22 protein-coding genes and 4 tRNA genes are annotated in these 20,014 nt (G+C 69.6%); 19 read left to right on the plus strand and 7 right to left on the minus strand.

What is annotated here, in order from left to right; all coding sequences use genetic code 11:
- Positions 1–13: 13 nt before the first annotated feature.
- The 3 genes from LWF15_RS13980 to LWF15_RS13990 all read left to right on the plus strand — a co-directional run bounded on the left by LWF15_RS13980 (position 14) and on the right by LWF15_RS13990 (position 2,014).
- A complete protein-coding gene (locus tag LWF15_RS13980; protein WP_232811179.1) occupies positions 14–376 on the plus strand; it encodes a single-stranded DNA-binding protein in 363 nt (120 codons plus the stop codon).
- Positions 377–443: 67 nt separating this feature from the next.
- Positions 444–635 carry a helix-turn-helix transcriptional regulator gene (locus LWF15_RS13985; protein ID WP_232811180.1) on the plus strand — a complete coding sequence of 64 codons (192 nt, stop codon included), beginning with the start codon at positions 444–446 and terminating at the stop codon, positions 633–635.
- 155 nt (positions 636–790) lie between these two features.
- Positions 791–2,014: a tyrosine-type recombinase/integrase gene (locus tag LWF15_RS13990; RefSeq protein WP_232811182.1), complete on the plus strand. Its 1,224-nt coding sequence runs from the start codon at positions 791–793 to the stop codon at positions 2,012–2,014.
- Positions 2,015–2,145: 131 nt separating this feature from the next.
- Here the strand turns inward: LWF15_RS13990 and LWF15_RS13995 are convergent.
- Positions 2,146–2,227: transfer RNA gene (locus tag LWF15_RS13995), tRNA-Tyr, on the minus strand.
- 152 nt (positions 2,228–2,379) lie between these two features.
- Between LWF15_RS13995 and LWF15_RS14000 the strand changes: the two genes are divergently transcribed.
- Complete coding sequence (locus LWF15_RS14000) at positions 2,380–2,874, plus strand: YajQ family cyclic di-GMP-binding protein (protein ID WP_232811183.1); 495 nt, start codon at positions 2,380–2,382, stop codon at positions 2,872–2,874.
- Between the two features lie 78 nt (positions 2,875–2,952).
- On the opposite strand, the gene LWF15_RS14005 is transcribed toward LWF15_RS14000, so the two are convergent.
- Positions 2,953–4,506 carry a DHA2 family efflux MFS transporter permease subunit gene (locus LWF15_RS14005; protein WP_232811185.1) on the minus strand — a complete coding sequence of 518 codons (1,554 nt, stop codon included), beginning with the start codon at positions 4,504–4,506 and terminating at the stop codon, positions 2,953–2,955.
- A gap of 327 nt (positions 4,507–4,833) precedes the next feature.
- Between LWF15_RS14005 and LWF15_RS14010 the strand changes: the two genes are divergently transcribed.
- From LWF15_RS14010 to LWF15_RS14045, 8 genes are all read left to right on the plus strand, one after another.
- The gene (locus LWF15_RS14010; protein WP_232811187.1) at positions 4,834–5,487 is read left to right on the plus strand and encodes a TetR/AcrR family transcriptional regulator; all 654 of its coding nucleotides are present in this window, start codon (positions 4,834–4,836) and stop codon (positions 5,485–5,487) included.
- Positions 5,488–5,589: 102 nt separating this feature from the next.
- A tRNA-Thr gene (locus tag LWF15_RS14015) sits at positions 5,590–5,662 on the plus strand.
- Between the two features lie 33 nt (positions 5,663–5,695).
- Positions 5,696–5,768, plus strand: a tRNA-Met gene (locus LWF15_RS14020).
- A 69-nt stretch (positions 5,769–5,837) separates the two neighbouring features.
- Positions 5,838–6,008 carry a 50S ribosomal protein L33 gene (gene rpmG, locus LWF15_RS14025; RefSeq protein ID WP_285616343.1) on the plus strand — a complete coding sequence of 57 codons (171 nt, stop codon included), beginning with the start codon at positions 5,838–5,840 and terminating at the stop codon, positions 6,006–6,008.
- A gap of 104 nt (positions 6,009–6,112) precedes the next feature.
- On the plus strand, positions 6,113–6,589 hold the full coding sequence (locus LWF15_RS14030) for a MaoC family dehydratase N-terminal domain-containing protein (RefSeq protein ID WP_232811188.1): 477 nt from the start codon (positions 6,113–6,115) through the stop codon (positions 6,587–6,589).
- Positions 6,586–7,011 carry a MaoC/PaaZ C-terminal domain-containing protein gene (locus LWF15_RS14035; protein ID WP_232811190.1) on the plus strand — a complete coding sequence of 142 codons (426 nt, stop codon included), beginning with the start codon at positions 6,586–6,588 and terminating at the stop codon, positions 7,009–7,011. Before LWF15_RS14030 ends, LWF15_RS14035 begins: the two co-directional genes overlap by 4 nt.
- A gap of 41 nt (positions 7,012–7,052) precedes the next feature.
- A complete protein-coding gene (locus tag LWF15_RS14040) occupies positions 7,053–8,108 on the plus strand; it encodes a UDP-N-acetylmuramate dehydrogenase (protein WP_332879903.1) in 1,056 nt (351 codons plus the stop codon).
- Between the two features lie 57 nt (positions 8,109–8,165).
- Entirely contained in the window at positions 8,166–9,206 is a 1,041-nt protein-coding gene (locus LWF15_RS14045) for an adenosine deaminase (protein ID WP_232811193.1), read from the plus strand.
- A 226-nt stretch (positions 9,207–9,432) separates the two neighbouring features.
- Here the strand turns inward: LWF15_RS14045 and LWF15_RS14050 are convergent, their stop codons facing one another.
- Complete coding sequence (locus LWF15_RS14050) at positions 9,433–9,714, minus strand: hypothetical protein (RefSeq protein ID WP_232811194.1); 282 nt, start codon at positions 9,712–9,714, stop codon at positions 9,433–9,435.
- A gap of 524 nt (positions 9,715–10,238) precedes the next feature.
- Between LWF15_RS14050 and LWF15_RS14055 the strand changes: the two genes are divergently transcribed.
- The 3 genes from LWF15_RS14055 (at position 10,239) to LWF15_RS14065 (ending at position 14,289) form a co-directional block, all read left to right on the plus strand.
- The gene (locus LWF15_RS14055; protein WP_232811196.1) at positions 10,239–11,432 is read left to right on the plus strand and encodes a helix-turn-helix domain-containing protein; all 1,194 of its coding nucleotides are present in this window, start codon (positions 10,239–10,241) and stop codon (positions 11,430–11,432) included.
- Positions 11,433–11,565: 133 nt separating this feature from the next.
- Positions 11,566–12,924, plus strand: a complete 1,359-nt coding sequence (locus LWF15_RS14060) for a hypothetical protein (RefSeq protein WP_232811197.1) — start codon at positions 11,566–11,568, stop codon at positions 12,922–12,924.
- 105 nt (positions 12,925–13,029) lie between these two features.
- On the plus strand, positions 13,030–14,289 hold the full coding sequence (locus LWF15_RS14065) for a hypothetical protein (RefSeq protein WP_232811199.1): 1,260 nt from the start codon (positions 13,030–13,032) through the stop codon (positions 14,287–14,289).
- Between the two features lie 3 nt (positions 14,290–14,292).
- On the opposite strand, the gene LWF15_RS14070 is transcribed toward LWF15_RS14065, so the two are convergent.
- From LWF15_RS14070 to LWF15_RS14085, 4 genes are read right to left on the minus strand one after another with little or no spacing between them, the layout of a single operon-like run.
- Positions 14,293–14,943, minus strand: a complete 651-nt coding sequence (locus LWF15_RS14070) for a response regulator (protein ID WP_232811201.1) — start codon at positions 14,941–14,943, stop codon at positions 14,293–14,295.
- Positions 14,940–16,172 (minus strand): sensor histidine kinase, encoded by a 1,233-nt coding sequence (locus LWF15_RS37505; protein ID WP_232811203.1) that lies wholly within the window; start codon positions 16,170–16,172, stop codon positions 14,940–14,942. The genes LWF15_RS14070 and LWF15_RS37505 overlap by 4 nt, the downstream gene beginning before the upstream one ends.
- A complete protein-coding gene (locus LWF15_RS14080; protein WP_232811205.1) occupies positions 16,169–16,987 on the minus strand; it encodes an ABC transporter permease in 819 nt (272 codons plus the stop codon). Before LWF15_RS14080 ends, LWF15_RS37505 begins: the two co-directional genes overlap by 4 nt.
- Positions 16,984–17,871 carry an ABC transporter ATP-binding protein gene (locus LWF15_RS14085; protein WP_232811208.1) on the minus strand — a complete coding sequence of 296 codons (888 nt, stop codon included), beginning with the start codon at positions 17,869–17,871 and terminating at the stop codon, positions 16,984–16,986. Before LWF15_RS14085 ends, LWF15_RS14080 begins: the two co-directional genes overlap by 4 nt.
- A 247-nt stretch (positions 17,872–18,118) precedes the next feature.
- Here LWF15_RS14085 and LWF15_RS14090 point away from each other — a divergent pair.
- From LWF15_RS14090 to rplK, 4 genes are all read left to right on the plus strand, one after another.
- A tRNA-Trp gene (locus tag LWF15_RS14090) sits at positions 18,119–18,191 on the plus strand.
- Positions 18,192–18,345: 154 nt separating this feature from the next.
- Positions 18,346–18,567, plus strand: coding sequence for a preprotein translocase subunit SecE (secE, locus tag LWF15_RS14095; RefSeq protein ID WP_232811210.1), 222 nt, complete (start codon positions 18,346–18,348; stop codon positions 18,565–18,567).
- A gap of 108 nt (positions 18,568–18,675) precedes the next feature.
- On the plus strand, positions 18,676–19,482 hold the full coding sequence (gene nusG / locus LWF15_RS14100) for a transcription termination/antitermination protein NusG (protein ID WP_285616339.1): 807 nt from the start codon (positions 18,676–18,678) through the stop codon (positions 19,480–19,482).
- Positions 19,483–19,514: 32 nt separating this feature from the next.
- On the plus strand, positions 19,515–19,946 hold the full coding sequence (gene rplK / locus LWF15_RS14105; RefSeq protein WP_232811212.1) for a 50S ribosomal protein L11: 432 nt from the start codon (positions 19,515–19,517) through the stop codon (positions 19,944–19,946).
- Positions 19,947–20,014: the final 68 nt, after the last annotated feature.

A 20,014-nucleotide genomic window follows, 5' to 3' on the forward strand; every position in this document is an offset into this window, starting at 1 on the left:
GAGTCAGCATCTGATGAACGAGCCCACCGTCACCATCACCGGAAACGTCGCCGCACCAGCGAAACTCCGCTACACCCCGGGCGACAAGATCCCGGTCACCGACCTGCGCCTGGCCGTGAACATCCGCCGGCAGCAGGGCGATCAGTGGATCACGACCAGCACGCTCTGGTACGAGGTCACCGTCTGGCGCGCCCTGGCCCAGACCGTCGCCACATCTGTCCGCGTCGGTGACCGCCTCACCGTCATCGGCCGCGCCACGGACGTCCACACCTACGCCGATGGCCACGGCGAGATCCAGGCCACGACCAAGGTCACCGCGGAGAGCGTGACGACTGCCCTGGAGCAGCGCAGCACCGAGAGCGCCACCACCTTCTGACCCGTTCCCGGGTGGGGCCGGCACGAGGCCGGCGCCACCCACCACACCTGAGAGGAGACACCCAGAGATGACGAAGCCCGGGGATGGGGACCAGGACGAGGTCCTCACCGTCAACGAGTTCTGCGAGACGTACAAGATCGCTCGATCGACCTTCTATGACTGGAAGGCCAAGGGTCGCGCCCCCAGGACGAAGAAGCTGCCGAACGGCGATCTTCGGATCACCCGCGCTGACGCTTCCACGTGGTGGGACGGTCTGTGACCGGCGAAACCAGTTACGACGTCCGAATCTGGAAGACAGAGGTCTACAAGGGTGTCCGGGGTACCACCCATCGAGTCCGGTGGACTGTGGCCGGCCAACGGTTCGGTGACAAGTTCGGCACCGCGGCGTTGGCAGACAGCTTCCGCTCAACCCTGATGACGGCGGCCCGCGCAGGAGAGGCCTTCGACGTCCGGACGGGCGAGCCGATCTCGGCCAAGCGACGCCGGATCGAGAGCATTACTTGGTACGACTTCGCCCGTACCTATGTGGACGCGAAGTGGCCCGATGCCTCACCCAAGCACCGTAAGAGCACGGCAGAGTCGCTGATCACCGTCACGATGGCGCTGCTGGACCGGCCGGCCCCTACCGGCGGTGAGGGCGTGGCCACCCGGTCGGCGCTACTGAACTACGGGTTCAACACGGTCCAGCGCGAGCAGGCGCCCGAGGCAGTACGGGCACGGTTGAAGTGGGTGCAGGAGCACTCCCGTCCTTTGGTCGACCTGCGGGAGCCGGAAACGATGCGGGCTGTCCTGGCTGCGATCGGCCGCAAGCTCACCGGAGGTCGCTGTGCTCCTCGCACGGCCGCCCTCAAGCGGTCCATCCTCCACAACGCGCTGCAATTCGCCGTCATCGAGAAGGGATACCTCGCCGAGAACCCTCTGAAGAACACGCCGGCCAAGGCCACGCCACCCACCGGGATGGTGGATCGCCGGGTGGTCCCCAACCCCCGCCAGGCCGAGGCGTTGCTGAAGGCCGTTGCGGTGACGCCGCGGACCGGGCCTCACCTGGCGGCGTTCTTCGGCGCCATCTACTACGCCGGCCTACGGCCCGAGGAAGCCGCCGCGCTGCGGGAGCTGGACCTGGACCTTCCGCCCGTGACGACGCCGGATGCTTTCGGATGGATCTTGCTTGCCCGGGCAGCGCCGGAGAACGGCCGGCAGTGGTCCGACACCGGGCAGCGCCGGCACGAGCGGGAGCTGAAGCATCGTCCCGTCGGTGACGTCCGGCGGGTCCCTTGCCCGCCCGAGCTGGTCACCCTTTTCCGCGATCACCTCAAGCGGTTCCGGACCGATCACGAAGGCCGCCTGTTCCGCAGTGAGATGGGAACCACACTGTCCTCGGGCAGTTACACCAAGCTCTGGGCCAGGGCCCGGAAGGCCGCACTGACCGAGGCCCAGGCGACTTCGCCCCTGGCGCGTCGGCCGTATGACCTACGTCACGCTTGTGTCTCCACCTGGCTCAACGACGGGGTGACGGCGACCCAGGTGGCTGAATGGGCAGGTCACTCCGTGAATGTCCTGCTTCGGGTCTATGCCAAGTGTCTGGATGGGGGAGAGGTCCAGGCTCTGGCCAAGCTCGCCAAGGCCCGGCGGAAGTGATCTTGGAAAAAACTTCGGGGCGTATTGGGGGCGGACACCCGTAGAACCCCGTTCCCAGCCGGTGACGCCCGGACAGAACGAGAAACGCCCACTGACCTGTTTCCGCAGGTCAGCGGGCGTTTTTCCTGGTGTGGCTGGTGCAGGGTTCGAACCTGCGTAGGCTGAGCCGTCTGATTTACAGTCAGATCCCTTTGGCCACTCGGGCAACCAGCCTTGGTGCACCGTCCGAGCCCTTCGGCCCGTTCGGCGAATGGAAGAATAGCAAGGATGACGGGTGCTTCGCGCACCCGCTCCCGTCCGGGCCCCTCCGAGGGGCTCCGGCGGACCGTTCGGACCCCCTCAGGTAAGCAAGAAGGAGCTTCGTCTTGGCCAGCGATTCGTCGTTCGATGTGGTCAGCAAGGTCGACCGGCAGGAGGTCGACAACGCGCTCAACCAGGCGGAGAAGGAGATCGCCCAGCGCTACGACTTCAAGGGTGTCGGCGCCTCGATCGAGTGGAGCGGTGAGAAGACCGTGGTGATCAAGGCCAACAGCGAGGAGCGGGTGGCCGCGGTTCTGGACGTGTTCCAGAGCAAGCTGATCAAACGTGGTGTCTCGCTGAAGGTGCTGGACTCCTCCGAGCCCAAGGCCTCCGGCAAGGAGTACCGGATGGAGTCCGAGATCAAGGAGGGCCTGTCCCAGGAGATCGCCAAGAAGATCGGCAAGATCATCCGGGACGAGGGCCCGAAGGGTGTGAAGACCCAGATCACCGGCGAGGAGATGCGGGTCTCCAGCAAGAGCCGCGACGACCTGCAGGAGGTCATCACGCTGCTCAAGGGCGCCGACCTGGACGTGGCGCTGCAGTTCGTGAACTACCGCTGAACTGAGACGCAGAACACAAACTGAAGACGGCGTCGGGCCCACCTGGGTGGGCACCGGCGCCGCTTTCGTTGTGGGGCCTCAGACCGTCACCAGTGCCGGTGCCTCTTCCCGGTGGCGCGCGGGGAGCAGGAGGGCCACGGCGACGGCCGCGAGCGCCGCGGTGCCCGCGGCGATCAGTGAGCCGGCCTGCACGCCGTCCAGGAATCCCTGGCGCACTGCGTCGGCGGCCGGCCCGGCGACCGATGCGGGCAGTTGCCCGACCATCTGCATGCCGGCCATCACCGACTCCTTCGCGATCGCCGTGGTCTCCCCGTCGACGCCCAGGCCGGACAGCGAGTCCTGGATGCTCGAGGCGTAGAAGGAGCTCGTCACCGAGCCCAGCACCGCGACCCCGAGCGTGCCGCCGACCTCACGGGTGGTGTCGTTGACCGCCGAGCCCACGCCCGCCTTCTCCTTCGGCAGCGCCCCGACGATCGCGTCGGTGGCCGGGCCGGTGCTCAGGGCCAGGCCGGTCGCCATCAGCACCATCGAGCAGATCACCTTGCCCCAGTAGTCCGACTCCAAGGTCACCGTGGAGGCCAGGTAGAAGCCGGCCGACATCGAGGCCAGGCCGGCGGTGACCACCACGGTGGTGCCCCAGCGCTTCATCAGCAGGATCGCGACCGGCGACAGGACCCCGGTGACCAGCGCGAACGGCAGAGTGGCGAGACCGGCCCGGAGGGCGCCCCAGCCCTCTACGGCCTGGAAGTACTGGGTGATCAGGAAGATGAAGCCGAACAGGGCGAAGAACGCCGCGGTGATCGCCCCGCTGGCCGCGCTGAACCGGGGGTTGGTGAAGAGCCGGACGTCGAGCAGCGGGTGCGGGTGCCGGGCCTCCCAGGCGATGAACCCGGCCAGCAGCAGCACCGCCGCCACGAAACCGGTGATCGTGGTGGCCGACGTCCAGCCGTGTCCGGGGGCCTCGATCAGGGTCCAGACCAGGGTGCCCACGACCGCCACCGAGCCCAGCGCGCCGAGCCGGTCGAAGCCACCGGCCTGCTCGTCCCTCGACTCGCCGAGCACGAACCAGCCGGCGGCCAGGGCCAGGGCGGCGAGCGGCAGGTTGACCAGGAACACCGAGTTCCAGGCGAAGTGCTCCAGCAGCACCCCGCCGCTGACCGGGCCGATCGCCACGGCCAGGCCGGAGACGCCGGCCCAGACCCCGATCGCGGTGGCCCGCTCGCGGGCGTCGGTGAAGACGTTGGTCAGGAGCCCCAGGGTGGCCGGGTAGATCATCGCCGCCGCCACCCCCATCGCGGCCCGCCCGGCGACCAGTTCCCCGGTGGTGGAAGCGAGCGAGGCCAGGAACGAGGTCAGGGCGAACAGCGCCAGGCCGAGCTGCAGGGTGCGCAGCCGCCCGAACCGGTCACCGAGGTGACCGCTGAGCAGCAGCAGGCTGGCGAAGACGAGCGTGTAGGCATCGACGATCCACTGCAGGCCGCTGGTCGAGGCACCCAGTTCGCGGCTCAGGGTCGGCAGCGCGACGTTGACGATCGTGTTGTCCACCGTGACCAGCAGCACGCTCAGGCAGAGCACGACCAGCATCCACCAGCGGCGCGGGTCACGGGCAGCGTTCGGGTTCGGTGCGCTCATCGCCAGCTCCTTAGAACAACGTCCTATAGTTGTGGCACTACGTTCTACTAGCGGCCCGGGTTCGTCAACCCCGGGGGCGTGGTGAGGGAGGATGGGCCGATGGAGGACGGGTCGGCACGGGTTTCGTCGGGTGGTCGAGTGGGCGGAACGAAGGACGGCGAAGTCGGCGATGGCGGCAGCGGTCCGTTGGGTGGGGGGTCGGCTCCGTCGACGAACCGTGCGGAACGGACCAAGGCTCCGGCGGCGTCGTCCGCCGGGCCGACAGTTGAGTCGTCGCCCCGAAAGAAGACGCGGAAAACCGTTGCGGCGCAGACGAAGGCCCGCTCCGTGCGCACCCCCAGCGCGGACGTGAAGACCGCGCTGACCGACGCCGCCGAAGCGGTGCTGATGCGCGAGGGCCCGGCGGCGGTCACGGTGCGTGCGGTGGCCGCTGAGGCCGGGGTCGCGCCGATGGGCGTCTACAACCGGTTCGGCAGCAAGGACGGCCTGATCGAGGCGCTGCTGATCCGCGGCTTCCAGGGGCTGACGGCGGCGATCTCGCCTCGGGACGCCGAGGCCGACCCGGTCCTGCGGCTCTGGATGTCGGGGCTGCGCTACCGGGAGTTCGCGCTGTCCCACCGCTCGCACTACGCCCTGATGTTCGGCGACCTGACCGAGAAGGACTGGGAGCCCTCGGACGAGTTCGCCGACCGTGCCGGGGCGGCGTTCCAGGTCCTGGTGGACCACGTCTTCACCCTGATGGCGGCCGGCCGGCTGATCGAGGGTGATGCGGCCACGGTGGCCAGGCAGGTCTGGAGCGCGGTGCACGGCGCGGTCGCACTGGAGATGGGCGGCCTGGTGGCGCCGGACGAGGCCGAGGCCTCGTACCGCCGGGTGCTGGTCATGATCGTTCGTGGGCTCGCGGTGCCCGGAACCCTGGTCTTCCCCGACCCGCAGGGCCCGCCAGGAACCCCCGAAAAGCGTTCTGACCAGGACGAATGATGCTCCGGCGCGGCGCGTGGGGGAATGGATTTCAGTCCTGGGCCCCGGATCCTGTATCGTTCTCGACGTCGCCGGGAAAGCAACAAGCCGCCCGGAGGACAGGCCCCGATAGCTCAGTCGGCAGAGCGTCTCCATGGTAAGGAGAAGGTCTAGGGTTCGATTCCCTATCGGGGCTCTGGTTGGTCTTGTCCAGAGCGAGACCGCACTTGGCGGGGTAGCTCAGTTGGTAGAGCAAACGACTCATAATCGTTGTGTCACGGGTTCAAGTCCCGTCCTCGCTACTCTGAAGTTATCTTTACCGCCGCAGTTCGATCCTCATCGACAGCGAACCCATCGAAAGAGGCCCCGCCGTGGCTAGCAAGGCTGCAGACGTCCGCCCGAAGATCACCATGGCGTGCGTCGAGTGCAAAGAGCGCAACTACATCACCAAGAAGAACCGGCGTAACGACCCGGACCGGATGGAACTGAAGAAGTTCTGCCCGCGCTGCGGCAACCACACCGCGCACCGCGAGACCCGCTGAGTCGTCCTCGCCGGAAGGCCGTCCCGTTCGCGGGGCGGCCATTCGTCATGTTTGCCCCCTGATCTCGGGCCCCGCCAGGTCAGCCAGAACCAAGGAGCCGTCCCGTGGGCGTGAACCCACAGATCGCCGGCAAGACCTACACCGGTGCGCCGGTCTACGAGGTCGGCCGGGAGAAGATCCGCGAGTTCGCCGAGGCGATCGGTTCGACCGATCCGGTGCACACCGACCCGGCGGCCGCCCAGGCGCTCGGTCACCCCGACGTGGTGGCCCCGCCCACCTTCGCCATCGTGATCGCCCAGCGCTGCGAGGGGCAGGTGATGAGCGATCCGGAGGCCGGGATCGACTACACCCGCCTGGTGCACGGCGAGCAGAAGTTCACCCACCACCGGCCGATCGTCGCCGGTGACCGCCTCACCTCGGTGGCGCACGTCGACGACGCCCGGCTGATGGCCGGCAACGGCCGGGTGATCACCCGGGTCGAGATCACCGACGCAGCGGGCGAACCGGTCGTCACCGCCGTGTCGATGGTGGTCATCCGGGCCGAGGAAAAGGCCGAGGAAAAAGCTGAGGAGAAGGCGTGAGCGCGAAGTTCGGCCAGGTCGCGGTGGGCGAGGAGCTGCCCGCGGCGGACATCACCGTCACCCGCGCCGACCTGATCCGCTACGCCGGGGCCAGCGGCGACTTCAACGTGATCCACTGGAACGAGCGGGTGGCCACCTCGGTCGGCCTGCCCGGCGTGATCGCGCACGGGATGTACACGATGGCCCTGGGCGGCCGGTACGTCAGTGAGTGGGCCGGCGACGCCGGTGCGGTGCTGGAGTACGGCGTCCGGTTCACCAACCCGGTGCCGGTACCGGACGACGAGGCCGGGGCCACCATCACGTTCGGCGGCAAGGTCACGGCCGTCGACGAGGAGAACCGCACCGCCACCGTCACCCTGACCGCGCTCAGCAGCGGGCAGAAGGTCCTGGGCAAGGCGATCGCCAAGGTCCGGCTCGCCTGACCTGATCGGGCGGGATCGCGGAGCGGACGGGCACGACAAGCGTGGAGGACGGCGAGATGGTGCGGCTGGCGGAGCTGACGACCCTGCGGGTGGGAGGTCCGGCCCGGCGGCACGTGACCGCCTCCACCGCCGACGAACTGGTGGCCGCCGTCCGCGCGGCCGACCAGGCGGGCGAACCGCTGCTACTGGTCGGTGGCGGCTCGAACCTGGTGGTGGGCGACGCGGGCTTCGACGGCACCGTGGTGCAGATCACCTCGCGCGGGATCACCGTGCACTCGGTCGACTACTGCGGGGGCGCGGAGATCACGGTCGAGGCCGGGCACCCGTGGGACGAGGTGGTCGCCCGCGCGGTCGCCGAAGGCTGGACCGGGGTCGAGGCGCTGTCCGGCATCCCGGGTTCGACCGGGGCCACGCCGGTGCAGAACGTGGGCGCCTACGGTCAGGAGGTGTCCGGCACGATCTCCGCGGTGCGCACCTACGACCGGGTGGAACAGAAGATCCGGACGCTGGCCGCCACCGACTGCCGCTTCGCCTACCGGGACTCGCTGTTCAAGCGGGAACGGCACCTGGGCGGGCCGCGCTACGTCGTCCTTTCGGTGTCGTTCCAGTTCGTCGTGGGCGACTACAGCGAGCCGCTGCGCTACGCCGAACTGGCCCGCTCCCTGAAAGCCGGGATCGACGAACGGGTGCCGCTCGCAAAGGTGCGCGAGAGCGTCCTCAAACTGCGGGCTGGGAAGGGCATGGTGCTCGACCCGGACGACCACGACACCTGGAGCGCCGGTTCGTTCTTCACCAACCCCGTGCTGCCGGCCGAGCAGGCCGCCGCACTGCCCCCGGAGGCGCCGCGTTTCGACGCCGGCGACGGGAGGGTGAAGACGTCCGCGGCCTGGCTGATCGACCACGCCGGGTTCCCCAAGGGGTTCGGCCTGCCCGGTCCGGCGAGCCTTTCCACCAAGCACACGCTGGCCCTGACCAATCGCGGCGGGGCCGGCGCGGCCGACGTGCTGGACGTGGCCCGGCAGGTCCGCGACGGGGTGGCCAAGATCTACGGCGTGCGGCTGGTGCCCGAGCCCGAGCTGATCGGCTGTGAGATCTGACTCGTCCGTCGGACGGAGCTGGACCGGGGAGCACCCGGAACCTGGCAAACTCTCGTCATGCAGCCTGTGATCCGGCCGGTCGCCACCCTCCCCAAGGCCCACCTGCACCTGCACTTCACCGGCTCGATGAGGCCGGCGACGCTGGAGGAGATGGCGGCCAAGCACCGGATCCGCCTGCCGGAGTCGCTGCGGGAGCACCACCTGCTGCGCCTGACCCCGGACGAGCGCGGCTGGTTCCGCTTCCAGCGCCTGTACGACGCGGCCCGGGCCTGTGTGCGCGACGCGGACGACATGCGCCGGCTGGTGATCGAGGCCGCGCAGGACGATGCGGCCGAGGGCTCGCGCTGGCTGGAGATGCAGGTCGATCCCACCTCGTACGCCCCGCACGTGGGCGGGATCACTCCGGCGCTGGAGATCGTGCTCGACGCCGCCCGTGAGGCCTCGCAGACCACCGGCTGCCAGGTGGCGATCGTGGTGGCGGCCAGTCGTATGCGGCATCCGCTCGACGCCCGCATCCTGGCCCGGCTGGCGGCCCGCTACGCCGGTGAGGGCGCGGGCACGGTGGTCGGGTTCGGGCTGAGCAACGACGAGCGCCGGGGCGACACCGAAGAGTTCGCGGCGGCCTTCCGGATCGCCCGCAACGCCGGTCTGGCCAGCGTGCCGCACAGCGGTGAACTGCGGGGGCCCGAGCATGTGCAGACCACCCTCGACGCCCTGGCGCCGGACCGGCTGGGGCACGGTGTGCGCTCGGCCGAGAGTCCCGAGGTGCTGGCCCGGGTGATCGACGCGGGGGTGGCCCTGGAGGTCTGCCCGGCCTCGAACGTGGCCTTGGGGGTGTACCCGACGCTCAGCGAGGTGCCGCTGCGCACCCTGATCGACGCCGGGGCCCGGCTGGCCCTGGGCGCCGACGACCCGCTGCTCTTCGGTCCCCGGCTGGAGGCCCAGTACCAGGCGGCCCGCGACGTGCACGGGCTCTCCGACGACGGGCTGCGGCACCTGGCCGCCTCGTCGATCGAGGCCTCGCGAGCTCCCGACGACGTGAAGAAGACCCTGCTGGCCGAGGTCGAGACCTGGGCGCAGGAGCCGGCCGCGAGCTGAGACGGGTGAGGGCGTGGCTCCGGCGGCGACCCGGAGCCACGCCCTGATGAGCCCGGTCACCGTCCCGCACCCTCAGGCGGGACGGCGACCAGACGCCGCGCATCTGCATGAGCGCGGCTCCGGCTCGGTGAGGCCCGACGGGGGACAGGCCCGGCCGATCCGGAAGCTGGTGGTACTGACGTGCACTGCGTACTGGAGCAGGTCTGTGCGGGTGGCCGGGCGAGCGTCAGCTCGGCGAGCCGGCGGTGGCGATGATGATCGAGACGACGGCGACCGTGACCACCGTGGTGGTGACCCCCAGCATCACGGTCTTCATCAGCAGCCGGAACGGGTTCTGCAGGACCACCACGTAGGGCTGCCGAATGCGGTTGACCAGGTTCATGATGGTGAGAGCCACGGCGAAGAGCAGGACGAAGATCAGCAGCAGCACGCCCTGCCGGCCCCCGTCGCTGCCCCCCGAGGCGACGAGTGTGTTCAGATCGGATGCACTGACCGCGGTGAAGCCCACTTGGTTCCCCTCCCTCGTGCGGCCGAGCAAGGTGCGCGTCGCAGAGCGACCGCTGAGTCCGCGGAGTCGGTGAAGACCTGCGGTCCGTCAGCCCGGTTCGCTGAAGTCGGCGACCGGGCGACTGGTGTTCAGCTGAAAAGCGCCTGATATCAGTGTGGCCATCCTGAAGCCGGACGGCAAGGGATTTCAGGGACAGATCTACCCCGATAAATGAAATTTCAGCGCCATTCAGCCCTGCACGCCTGGCCCCCGCTGATGCCCAGCTGATCTTCACCCGCGGGGGCGAGATTCCGTGCAACGTTGTCAGTTTCGAGCTCACGATGACATTAATCAATGTCATTAAAGAAGCGCAGGTCGCCCGTCATGACGGTATTCGGCGAGGTCGCGCCCGCAATGCCGGAGTGCGCGACACGTTCTGTTTGAATTGCGCTCAGACTCTCCCCGGCTCCAGCCCTTCAGTGGTTAACTTGACGGGTCGGAATCGGCTGTAGTTCCAGCGTCTTCAGTGAAGCGGGGGTGTGACGGTGGCTGATGTGAACAACGCCCGTCTGGGGAGCAGGCTGCGCTCGCTCCGGACCCGTCACTTCTCCCAGGCGATCACCCAGCGGCAGCTCTCCCAGGCCCTCGGGCTCAGCGGTGCGCTGGTCAGCTCGTGGGAGAGCGGGGTGGCGGTGCCGCCGGAGGAACGGCTCGCCTCCTACGCCCTGTTGTTCTGCACGCAGCGCTCGCTCGAGGGCGACCAGGTGCGCCTGGTGCCCGAGCAGACCCTGACCGAAGATGAAGAGGGCGACCGGGAAAGGCTTTTCGACGAACTGCGGGAGTTGCGGGCCCGGATCCAGGAGGCGCCCCCGGCCGAGGACAGGGCGGCCGGGGCCCTGGGCGGGCAGTTCCTGTACTACCCGGACGACCAGCCGGTGACCATCCTCTGTACTCCGCTGAGCAGTCGGCAGCTCGACTACACCGACGAGAAGGCGAACCGGGGCGAGCTCTACCCGGCGGCGCAGTACGCGACGAACCTGACCCACCCCAACTTCGTGCGCAACCTCTACAACGCCGACATCGACGCCCTGCTGGAGCTGGTCGGGCACGTCCGGGCGGAGAACCCACGGGCCGAGGTCAGCTGGCTCACCTACGACCGGGTCAGTTCCGCCGACCAGCTCACCGGGCACCTGATCCTGCTCGGCGGGGTCGACGCGGACCTGTTCGAGGTGCCGATCGGTTCGGTCAACGTGCTCGAGATCCTCCGTGACCGTCTGGAGAACCCGGTCCGGATGGAGTGGGACGAGGACGGCGTCGAGTTCGACGGCGAGGTGCAGGTCATGCTCGACGACGAGGGCCGGCCCACCTCCGACCCGGCCGAGATGGCCAAGGTCGAGTCGCACCGCCCCACCTGGGAGGTGGGCAAGGACGACGAGCGCGAGCGGGCCTGGAAGAAGGGCGCGCCGCAGCTCACCTCCGACGTCGCGCTCATCCAGCGCACCCCCAACCCGTTCAACCCGGGGGTCAGCGCAACCCGTTTCGGTGGCATGTTCAGCCGTGGAACATACGGCGCAGTAAGGGCTTTCACAGACGCTCGGTTCCGCAGCCGGAACGGCGCCTGGGTGGAGAACTACCTCGACCCCGAGGACTTCTGGATGCTGGTCAGAGTGCCGGTCATCGCCGGTACCACGATGACGCCCGACCTGGGCCGATCCAGCAGCCGGATCCGAACGTCCTGACCTTCTGATCGCCTCATCGTGACCGGGCCGTAGGCGCCCGCTCGCCCAAGACGAAAACCGGGCCATGCCATCGATACCCCCTGCGTCCGTCCCGCGGACGCACACCGAGTCGCGCGTGCTCACCGTTCCCACGGTGACCGAGCCCCGCCCCGACTCGGCGGCCGACTACCGGGCCAGCCACTCCGGCCTGCTCACCAGCCTGTACGGTCCGGGCCGCCCGGTCCTGCCGCCGCCGGACAGCGAGCTGAGCGCCTTCGGGCCCCTGCTCGGCGCGCACCGTCCCGACACCGGCCGCCGGGTCGGCGGCATCGTGGTCCCGGCCGGCCGCGACTTCCGGCTCACCGAGGAGGGGCTGCGGTTCGCCGCCGGCATCGCCCTCAGCCACGGCTGCCCCCTGATCGTGGTGCACAGCCGCGACGCCCGGCCGGAGGACTTCCCGGCCGCTGTGCGCGAACTGCTGGGCGACGCCCTGGTCCTGGTCGACCTGGAGCAGGTGCACCCCTCCTGGATGCCCGGCTTCGCCTCGGCCGAGGACGAGCTGAGCAGCCTGCACCGCTCGAACGACGTGGGCTGGAAGCGCAACCTCGGCATCATGCTGGCCGTCCGGTTCGGCTGGGAGTTCGTGCTCTTCCTGGACGACGACATCTCGGCGGCGGCCGAGGGACCCACCCTCACCCCGCAGTACCTGGCCCACGCGCTGCGGGTGCTGAACGAGGACCCGGACCTGATGATCGTCGGCTGGACGCTGCGCGACTTCGACGACAACTCGGTGGTCGGGCACGCCCGCCCGCTGGTCGGCCTTCCGCAGGACATCTTCATCAGCAGCGGCGCCCTGCTGCTGCGGGTGGGCGAGGGCACGGCCTTCTTCCCGCACGGGGTCTACAACGAGGACTGGCTGCTGGTGCTGCAGACGCTGGCCGGGGCCCGCGACTACCAGCGCGCCCTGGCCCACGCCGGGCCGGTGCACCAGAAGGAGTACGAGGCGTTCTGCCCGGTGCGGGCGCGCTCCGAGGAGGCCGGGGAGATCCTCGCCGAGGGGTTGATGAACCGGGTTGAAGACCACGGCCCCGGCTTCCTGTCGCTGCTGAGCGGGCAGTACTGGAAGCGGGTGATGGGCCGGCGCCGCACCCTGCTGCGCACCATCATCCGGGGCCGGGGGGAGGGGCTGGTGCTCTGGGACGAGGACCAGCCGGCGCGCTCGGACGACGCGGTGGTGGTGTGTATGAACGCTGCACTCTGGACGCATCGGCAGCTGAACCACCGCAAGCTCCTGGGTTACACCGCAAAGTGGCTGCGGGACTGGCGGTACTGGCGAACCGTGCTGGTCAGGCTGTCGCAGGAGGCCGCCGGGCCGGAATCGGAGACGGAAATCCCGCAGCTGCTCGCCGCCGCCCGTCAGCCGTGGCCGCAGCAGGCGACCGAAGAGGGTTGTCAGGAGCGCCCCGGGCGACCAGCATCGACTACCGAGAGGCGCAAGGTAGTTACGGTCTGACAGCGGATCCGCCTCCCCGCCGACCGCTGTCACGCACGGGGGAAGGCGGGTGCCTTTGTGCTGCACCAGTATTCGGCAGGTCCGGTCGCACATCGCCCATCGCATGTGCACCTGGTCCGACAGGAATGGCCCGAGGTCTATCCGGACGAGGTCTGCGCGGTGGTGGTGCCGGCCAGCAGACCTAGTCACAACCTCACGGCGGCGGTCGCGCTGGCCGAGGCGCTCGGCTGCCCGTTGGTGGTGGCCTGCAGTGGCCGGGCCAACGTGCAGGACGTCGCCAGGGAGCTGGACGGCTGGCAGGGGGTCGCCTTCGCAGTCCCGGAGGAGCCCCCCACCGCGGTACGCAGGATGCGCACCCGCCGGCTCGCCCTGGAGTCACGGCAATGGGCCAGACCCGTTCCGGCGGTCGCCGGCCACCGTGTCGGTGACCCACAAACGTCCTTAAGTTTCCGAACAATGGACGTCGGTCAGGACGAATCTTCGAGCCTCGCCACTGCGGTGGCGGGGGATCAGGCGCCCTACCTGGACGCCGGGACCAAACGCAACGTCGCCCTCCTGCTCTCGCGGCAGCTGGGCTGGCGGCGGCTGCTCTTCCTGGACGACGACATCCAGCCGCCGTCGGCCGAGGAGATCACCCGGGCGGTCTCCATGCTCGGCCCGGGCGGGGCATCGATGGCCAGCTGGCCGGCCCACGAGTTCCCGGACAACTCGGTGGTCTGCCACGCCCGGCGCACCGTGGGCCTGAAGCAGGACACCTTCCTGGCCGGAGGTTGCCTGCTGGTCGACCTGACCCGGCCCCTGCCGTTCTTCCCGGCGGTCTACAACGAGGACTGGCTGTTCTGCTGGGAAGCCGTCCGCGACCGGCGGATGGCCCTCCCGGGAGCGGTGGATCAGCAGCCGTACAACCCGTTCGACCCTCGGCGGGCCGCTCGCGAAGAGTTCGGCGACGTGCTGGGGGAGGGGCTCTTCGCTCTCCTGCACCAGTCCCCGGCCGACCTGTTGCTCGGGCTGGTCGGACAGGGGCCGGTCGCCGACCGCGCCCGGATCGTCGACCCGGCGTACCAGCCGGGCTACTGGGCGCAGGTGATCGAAGGCCGACAGGCACTGCACGCCGAGGTGATGGCCCGGCTGGCGGCGCTGGCCCGCTTCACGCCGGCCGCCTGGCAGCAGCTGGAGGCGGTCCGGGCCGGACAGGAGCGGCTGGGGCGGATCACGCCGCAGGAGCTGGCCGGGTTCGTCGCGCTCTGGCAGGAGGATCTGGCCACCTGGCGCTACGAGCTGGCCCAGCTGCACCGGCAGGACTCGTACAAGGCCGCGCTGAACCAGCTCGGCATCGACGAGTTCCAGCGGGTCGGGGTGATGTAGCGGTCAGCGGGCCGACGGCGGCGGCAGGATGCCCCGCTCCATCGCCGCCGTCACTGCGCGGGTGCGGTCGTCCACCCCCAGCTTGGCGAAGACCCGCAGCAGATGGGTCTTCACCGTGGCCTCACCGATGAACAGCTCGCGGCCGATCTCGGCGTTGGACAGGCCGCGGGCCACTGCTCGCAGCACCTCGACCTCGCGGGGGGTGAGCGGATTGACCGGGGGCGGCGGTGGTGCCGGGGCGCGCAGGTGCGAGACCAGTTTCGCGGCCACCGGCGGGGCCAGCACGGTCTCGCCCCGGGCGGCCGAGCGCACCGCGTTCACCAGCACCGGACGCGGGGTGTCCTTGAGCAGGTAACCGGTGGCCCCGGCCTCCACCGCGTGCACGATGTCGTCGTCGGTGTCGTAGGTGGTCAGCACCAGCACCCGGGTCTGCGGCAGGGTGGCGGTGATCTTGCGGGTGGCGCCGACCCCGTCCAGGCCGGGCATCCGCAGGTCCATCAGCACGACGTCGGGGCGCAGCGCGGTGGCCCGGGAGACCGCCTCCTCGCCGTCACCGGCCTCGCCCACCACGGTCATGTCCTCCTCCACCTCCAGCAGGCCGGCCAGGCCGGAGCGGACGATGGGGTGGTCGTCGGCGATCAGGACACGGATCACGACGACACCTTCTCACCCTCGTCGGCGGCCGGCGCATGAGGCACGCGCACGGTCACCCGGGTGCCCTTGCCGGGGGAGCTGATCAGGAGGAGCTCACCGCCGCAGGCCTGGGCCCGGTCGCGCATCCCGGTCAGCCCGAACCCCAGTGGCCGGTTCTTTCCCCACACGTCGAAACCCTTCCCGTTGTCGCAGATCTCGATCCTCACGTGGTTCTCGTCGCCCACCAGGCGGACGGTGACCGAGGCGGCACCCGAGTGCCGGCGCACGTTCGCCAGCGCCTCCTGGGCCGAGCGCAGCAGTACCACCTCCAGGTCGCGGGTCAGGCCGGTCAGCTCGCCGTCCACCGTCACCTCCGAGGCGATCTGCGTCTCGGCCCCGAACCGGCTGACCAGCCGCCGCACCGCGTCGGCGAGGGTGGCCCCGTCCAGGCCGACCGGGGCGAAGGCGGCCACCAGAGCCCTTGCCTCGCCCAGGTTCTCGCGGGCCACGTCCTCGATCAGGTTCAGCCGTTCCCGGAGTTTGCCCGGATCGGCGGGCCGCCCGCTGTCGAGGGCGGCCTGGGCCACCTGGGAGAGCATGATGATGCTGGTGTAGCCCTGGGCCAGGGTGTCGTGGATCTCCCGGGCCAGGCGCTCCCGCTCGGCCTGCACCCCCTGGGTGTGGTACGCCGCACCGAGTTCCGCCCGGGCCTTCTCCAGTTCCTGGATCAGCCCGGCCCTTTCGGCCGACTGGTCGATGATCCGGCTGATCCACAGCCCCAGGGCGGAGCTGAACGCGGTGCTCACCAGCATCACCGGCAGGGTGACCCGGGCCGCCTCGTAGGTCCAGCCCTCCGCGGTCATCAGCCCGACGGCCACACTCAGCCCGGTCAGGGCGCTGAACCACAGCCCCACCCGCAGGGTCGGCGAGAAGAGCCAGACCTGGGCGTAGATCACCGACAGCAGCACGGTCAGCGAGGACTCGACCGCCGCGGCGACGCCGGTGGTGACGATCGCGATCAGGAGGTACGTGACCTCGGCGGGCCCGCTGCTGGGCCGCCAGGCGTCCGGGCGCAGCACGCGGAAGGCGACGACGATGACCGTCAGGCAGGCCAGCCCGCTCAGCCGGCGGCCGCCGGAGACCTCGGGACTGGTCAGCAGACCCAGGGCGATCAGGGTCATCAGCAGCCAGAAGCCGAGGGTCCAGCCGCGCTGGGAACGGTTCCAGGCGTGCACCGCCGGGACGCTCACTTCTGGTCGTGCCGCTGCCAGCGAAAGGTCCGCAGCGCCAGCAGCATCCCGATCACCAGCCATCCGGTCAGTATCAGGGCGGTGGGCAGCAGTTGCCAGGAGTTACCGGCCTCCATCGAGGCGAACTCCTCGGGCAGGAACACCGAGCGCATGCCCTGGGCCAGCCAGCGCAGCGGGAACAGCGAGCCGATGGTCTGCATCCAGCTCGGCAGCTCGGTGAAGACGAAGTACACGCCGGAGATGAACTGCAGCACGATCACCACCGGGCTCACCACTGCGGCAGCGCTTTTGGACGACCGGGCGAGCGAGGAGTAGGCGATCCCGACCGCGGTGCCGGAGGCGATGCCGAGCACGAAGATCCAGGTGAAGCGCAACCACGGGGCCACCCCGGTGGGCAGTTCGAGATCCATCAGCAGGACGCCGATCAGCAGCAGGATCGCGGTCTGCACGACGCTGGTGACCAGCACCATGCCGATCTTGCCGAGGAAGTACGCGATCGGCGGCATCGGGGTGCCACGCAGGCGTTTCAGGGTGCCCTCGTCACGCTCCACGGCGATCCCGATGGCCAGGGTCTGGAAGCTGGACAGGACCACGCCCGAGGCGATCATCCCGGCGGTGAAGTACTGGGTGAACGAGACCCCCGGGGCCAGTTCGTCGCTGAACACCGAGCCGAAGACGAACAGCAGGATCACCGGGAAGGCGAAGGTGAAGACCACCGTCTCGCGCATCCGGAAGAACTCCTTCAGCTCGATCCCGGTCCGGGCCAGGCCCAGCTGCAGGGCCCCGGGCAGGCGCTCGGTCGTCACGGTGCTCACGACTTCTCTCCGATCATGTCCAGGTAGATGTCCTCGAGGGTGGGGCGCAGGACCTGCAGGGCCGGCACCTCGCCGCCGGGGTACCGGGTGGCCAGCTCGGCCACCAGCCGGGTCGGGGTGTCGGTGGACTCCTCGCCGTCGCGCCACACCACCCGCGCCTGCCGGCTCTGACGCCCGCCCAGGTCGGCCGGGGTGTTCACGGCGACCAGCCGGCCTCCGGCGATCACCCCGACCCGGTCGGCCAGCTGCTCGGCCTCGTCCAGGTAGTGCGTGGTCAGCAGGATCGTCGTGCCCTCGGTGCGCAGCCGGCGGATCAGCTCCCAGAACGAGCGCCGGGCCTGCGGGTCGAAGCCGGTGGTCGGCTCGTCGAGGAACAGCAGCTCGGGCGAGCCGACGATGCCCAGCCCCACGTCCAGCCGCCGGCGCTGGCCCCCGGACAGGGCCCGGACCCGGTCCCGGCGCTTGGCCTCCAGGCCGACCGCCTCGATCACCTCGTCCGGGTCGCGCGGGTGGGGGTAGTACCGGGCGAAGTGCCGGATCAGCTCCTCCACGCTCAGTTCGGCGTAGTCGTTGGTGGTCTGCAGCACGATCCCGATCCGCGAGCGCCAGGCCCGTCCGGCACGCTGCGGGTCCTGTCCGAGCACCGCCACCTCACCGGCGTCACGCTCGCGGAACCCTTCGAGGATCTCGGTGGTGGTGGTCTTGCCCGCGCCGTTCGGCCCCAGCAGGGCGAACACCTCTCCGGCGGCGACGTCCAGCTCGAGATCGTTCACGGCGAGCCTGTCGCCGTAGCGTTTGGCCAGGCCCCGGACCCGGATCTGGGCCGGCCCCGAGGTGGCGGCCGGCCCGGCCGCCGCGGTGGGTGATGTGGTTGGTCCCGACATGACAACCATGCTGTTCGGCGGGCCCCCGGCCGGGGACTACCGGCAGGCTGAACCGGCGTCCACCGGTCGGTGGACCAGGGACCGTCACCTTGTCCGTCGAGCGTCCGTCGAGAGGCCGTCATCCCCGCGCCGACGTGCCGGTTCGACCCAGGAGCACTTGGATGCGTAGACTCACTCCGGGTGGTTGTGAACCGCCATGCTGACGCACGCCGCAGGTGTGCAGGGCTGGCGCCGAACATCCGCTTGTAGGGCAGTGGCTCAATTGGCAGAGCTCCGGTCTCCAAAACCGGCGGTTGGGGGTTCGAGTCCCTCCTGCCCTGCGGGATGTGCTCGCGGCAACAGGATGTGCCGTGAGGCTGACAAGGGCCCGGCACCGGCGTCTGGCCGGTGCGGGCCGCGATCACGGGCCGACCTCGGATCCTCGCTCCGGCGCGGATCGAGGGCGGTCCGAGCCTAGACAACCAGGTGAGGACCGTGAGCAGCACGTCGTCGACGAAGAAGCGCAGGGGCGGGCCGCTGCTCTTCCTGCGGCAGGTCGTGGCCGAGCTGCGCAAGGTGGTCCGGCCCACCCGGACCGAGCTGATCACCTACACCTCGGTGGTGCTGATCTTCGTCCTCGTCGTGATGCTGTACGTGTCGGCACTCGACTTCGGCTTCGGCAAGCTCGTGCTCTGGGCCTTCGGCGGCGGCGAGTAGATCGCCCGGTTCCGCCGGCCGGCCGAGGGATCGCCGCGTAGATCGCCATGAGCGGGCCTGACCAGAACGAGACCAGGCCGGACGGTACGAAGGGAAGCAGGACAAAGCGTGTCCGAGAAGACCTCGCAGTTCACCGAGGAGGAGACCGACCTCGCCCCGCAGGAGGCTGAGGTCGCTCCCGACGGCGCCATCACCGACGAGGCGGACGACGCCCCCGAGGCGGACGACACGCCTGAGGCGGACGAAGCGGACGAAGCCACCGAGTCGGACGACGAGGCCGCGTTCGTGCCCACCGCGGGTGCGGACGACGAGGCCCCGGTCGACCCGGTCGAGGAGTTCAAGGCCGGTCTGCGCCGGGCGCCCGGTGACTGGTACGTGATCCACTCGTACGCCGGTTACGAGAACCGGGTCAAGGCCAACCTCGAGAACCGCACCACCAGCCTCAACATGGAGGACTACATCTTCCAGGTCGAGGTGCCGATGGAAGACGTCACCGAGATCAAGAACGGCCAGCGCAAGCAGGTCCGTCGGGTCCGGATCCCCGGCTACGTGCTGGTCCGGATGGACCTCACCGACGAGTCGTGGGGCGCTGTCCGGCACACTCCGGGCGTCACCGGCTTCGTCGGTCACACCCACCAGCCGGTCCCGCTGAGCCTGGACGAGGTCTTCTCGATGCTCGCCCCGGCCCTGGCGCCGGCCGAGCCCAGCAAGGCAGCCAGCTCGAGCAAGGCCGAGGTGAAGGTCGTCGACTTCGAGGTCGGCGAGACCGTCACCGTGATGGAAGGCCCCTTCGAGACCCTGCCGGCCACCATCTCCGAGATCAACGCCGACGCCCAGAAGCTCAAGGTGCTGGTCTCGATCTTCGGTCGGGAGACCCCCGTCGAACTGTCGTTCGCCGACGTCTCCAAGATCTGATCGCCCAAACACCCGGAAAAAGGAACAGCGTCATGCCCCCCAAGAAGAAGGTCTCAGCTCTGATCAAGCTGCAGATCAACGCCGGCCAGGCCACTCCCGCCCCGCCGATCGGCCCCGCGCTCGGTCAGCACGGCGTCAACATCATGGAGTTCTGCAAGGCCTACAACGCCAAGACCGAAGGTCAGCGCGGCAGTGTGGTCCCGGTGGAGATCACGGTCTACGAAGACCGTTCCTTCACCTTCATCACCAAGACCCCGCCGGCCGCCGAGCTGATCAAGAAGGCTGCGGGCGTGCCCAAGGGCTCCGGTGAGCCGCACGTCAAGAAGGTCGGCAACCTCACCGCCGCCCAGGTCCGGGAGATCGCCCAGACCAAGCTCGAGGACCTGAACGCGAACGACCTGGACCAGGCGTCCAAGATCATCGCCGGTACGGCTCGCTCGATGGGCATCACCGTCGAGGGCTGAGCGCCCCCGACACTGCGAACTTTTCGTCCCAGCACCACGTGGCAGGGCCTGCGCGGCCCGTCGACCAC

Source organism: Kineosporia rhizophila, assembly GCF_021277265.1.
GTDB classification, from domain to species: Bacteria; Actinomycetota; Actinomycetes; order Actinomycetales; family Kineosporiaceae; genus Kineosporia; species Kineosporia rhizophila.

Bases quoted from the DNA above. Each gene is read 5' to 3' on its own strand.
- LWF15_RS14005 (WP_232811185.1), bottom strand. From the start codon at position 4,506: ATGAGCGCACCGAACCCGAACGCTGCCCGTGACCCGCGCCGCTGGTGG.
- LWF15_RS13980 (WP_232811179.1), top strand. From the start codon at position 14: ATGAACGAGCCCACCGTCACCATCACCGGAAACGTCGCCGCACCAGCG.
- LWF15_RS14085 (WP_232811208.1), bottom strand. From the start codon at position 17,871: ATGTCGGGACCAACCACATCACCCACCGCGGCGGCCGGGCCGGCCGCC.
- LWF15_RS13990 (WP_232811182.1), top strand. From the start codon at position 791: ATGACGGCGGCCCGCGCAGGAGAGGCCTTCGACGTCCGGACGGGCGAG.
- LWF15_RS13985 (WP_232811180.1), top strand. From the start codon at position 444: ATGACGAAGCCCGGGGATGGGGACCAGGACGAGGTCCTCACCGTCAAC.
- rplK (WP_232811212.1), top strand. From the start codon at position 19,515: ATGCCCCCCAAGAAGAAGGTCTCAGCTCTGATCAAGCTGCAGATCAAC.
- LWF15_RS14045 (WP_232811193.1), top strand. From the start codon at position 8,166: ATGCAGCCTGTGATCCGGCCGGTCGCCACCCTCCCCAAGGCCCACCTG.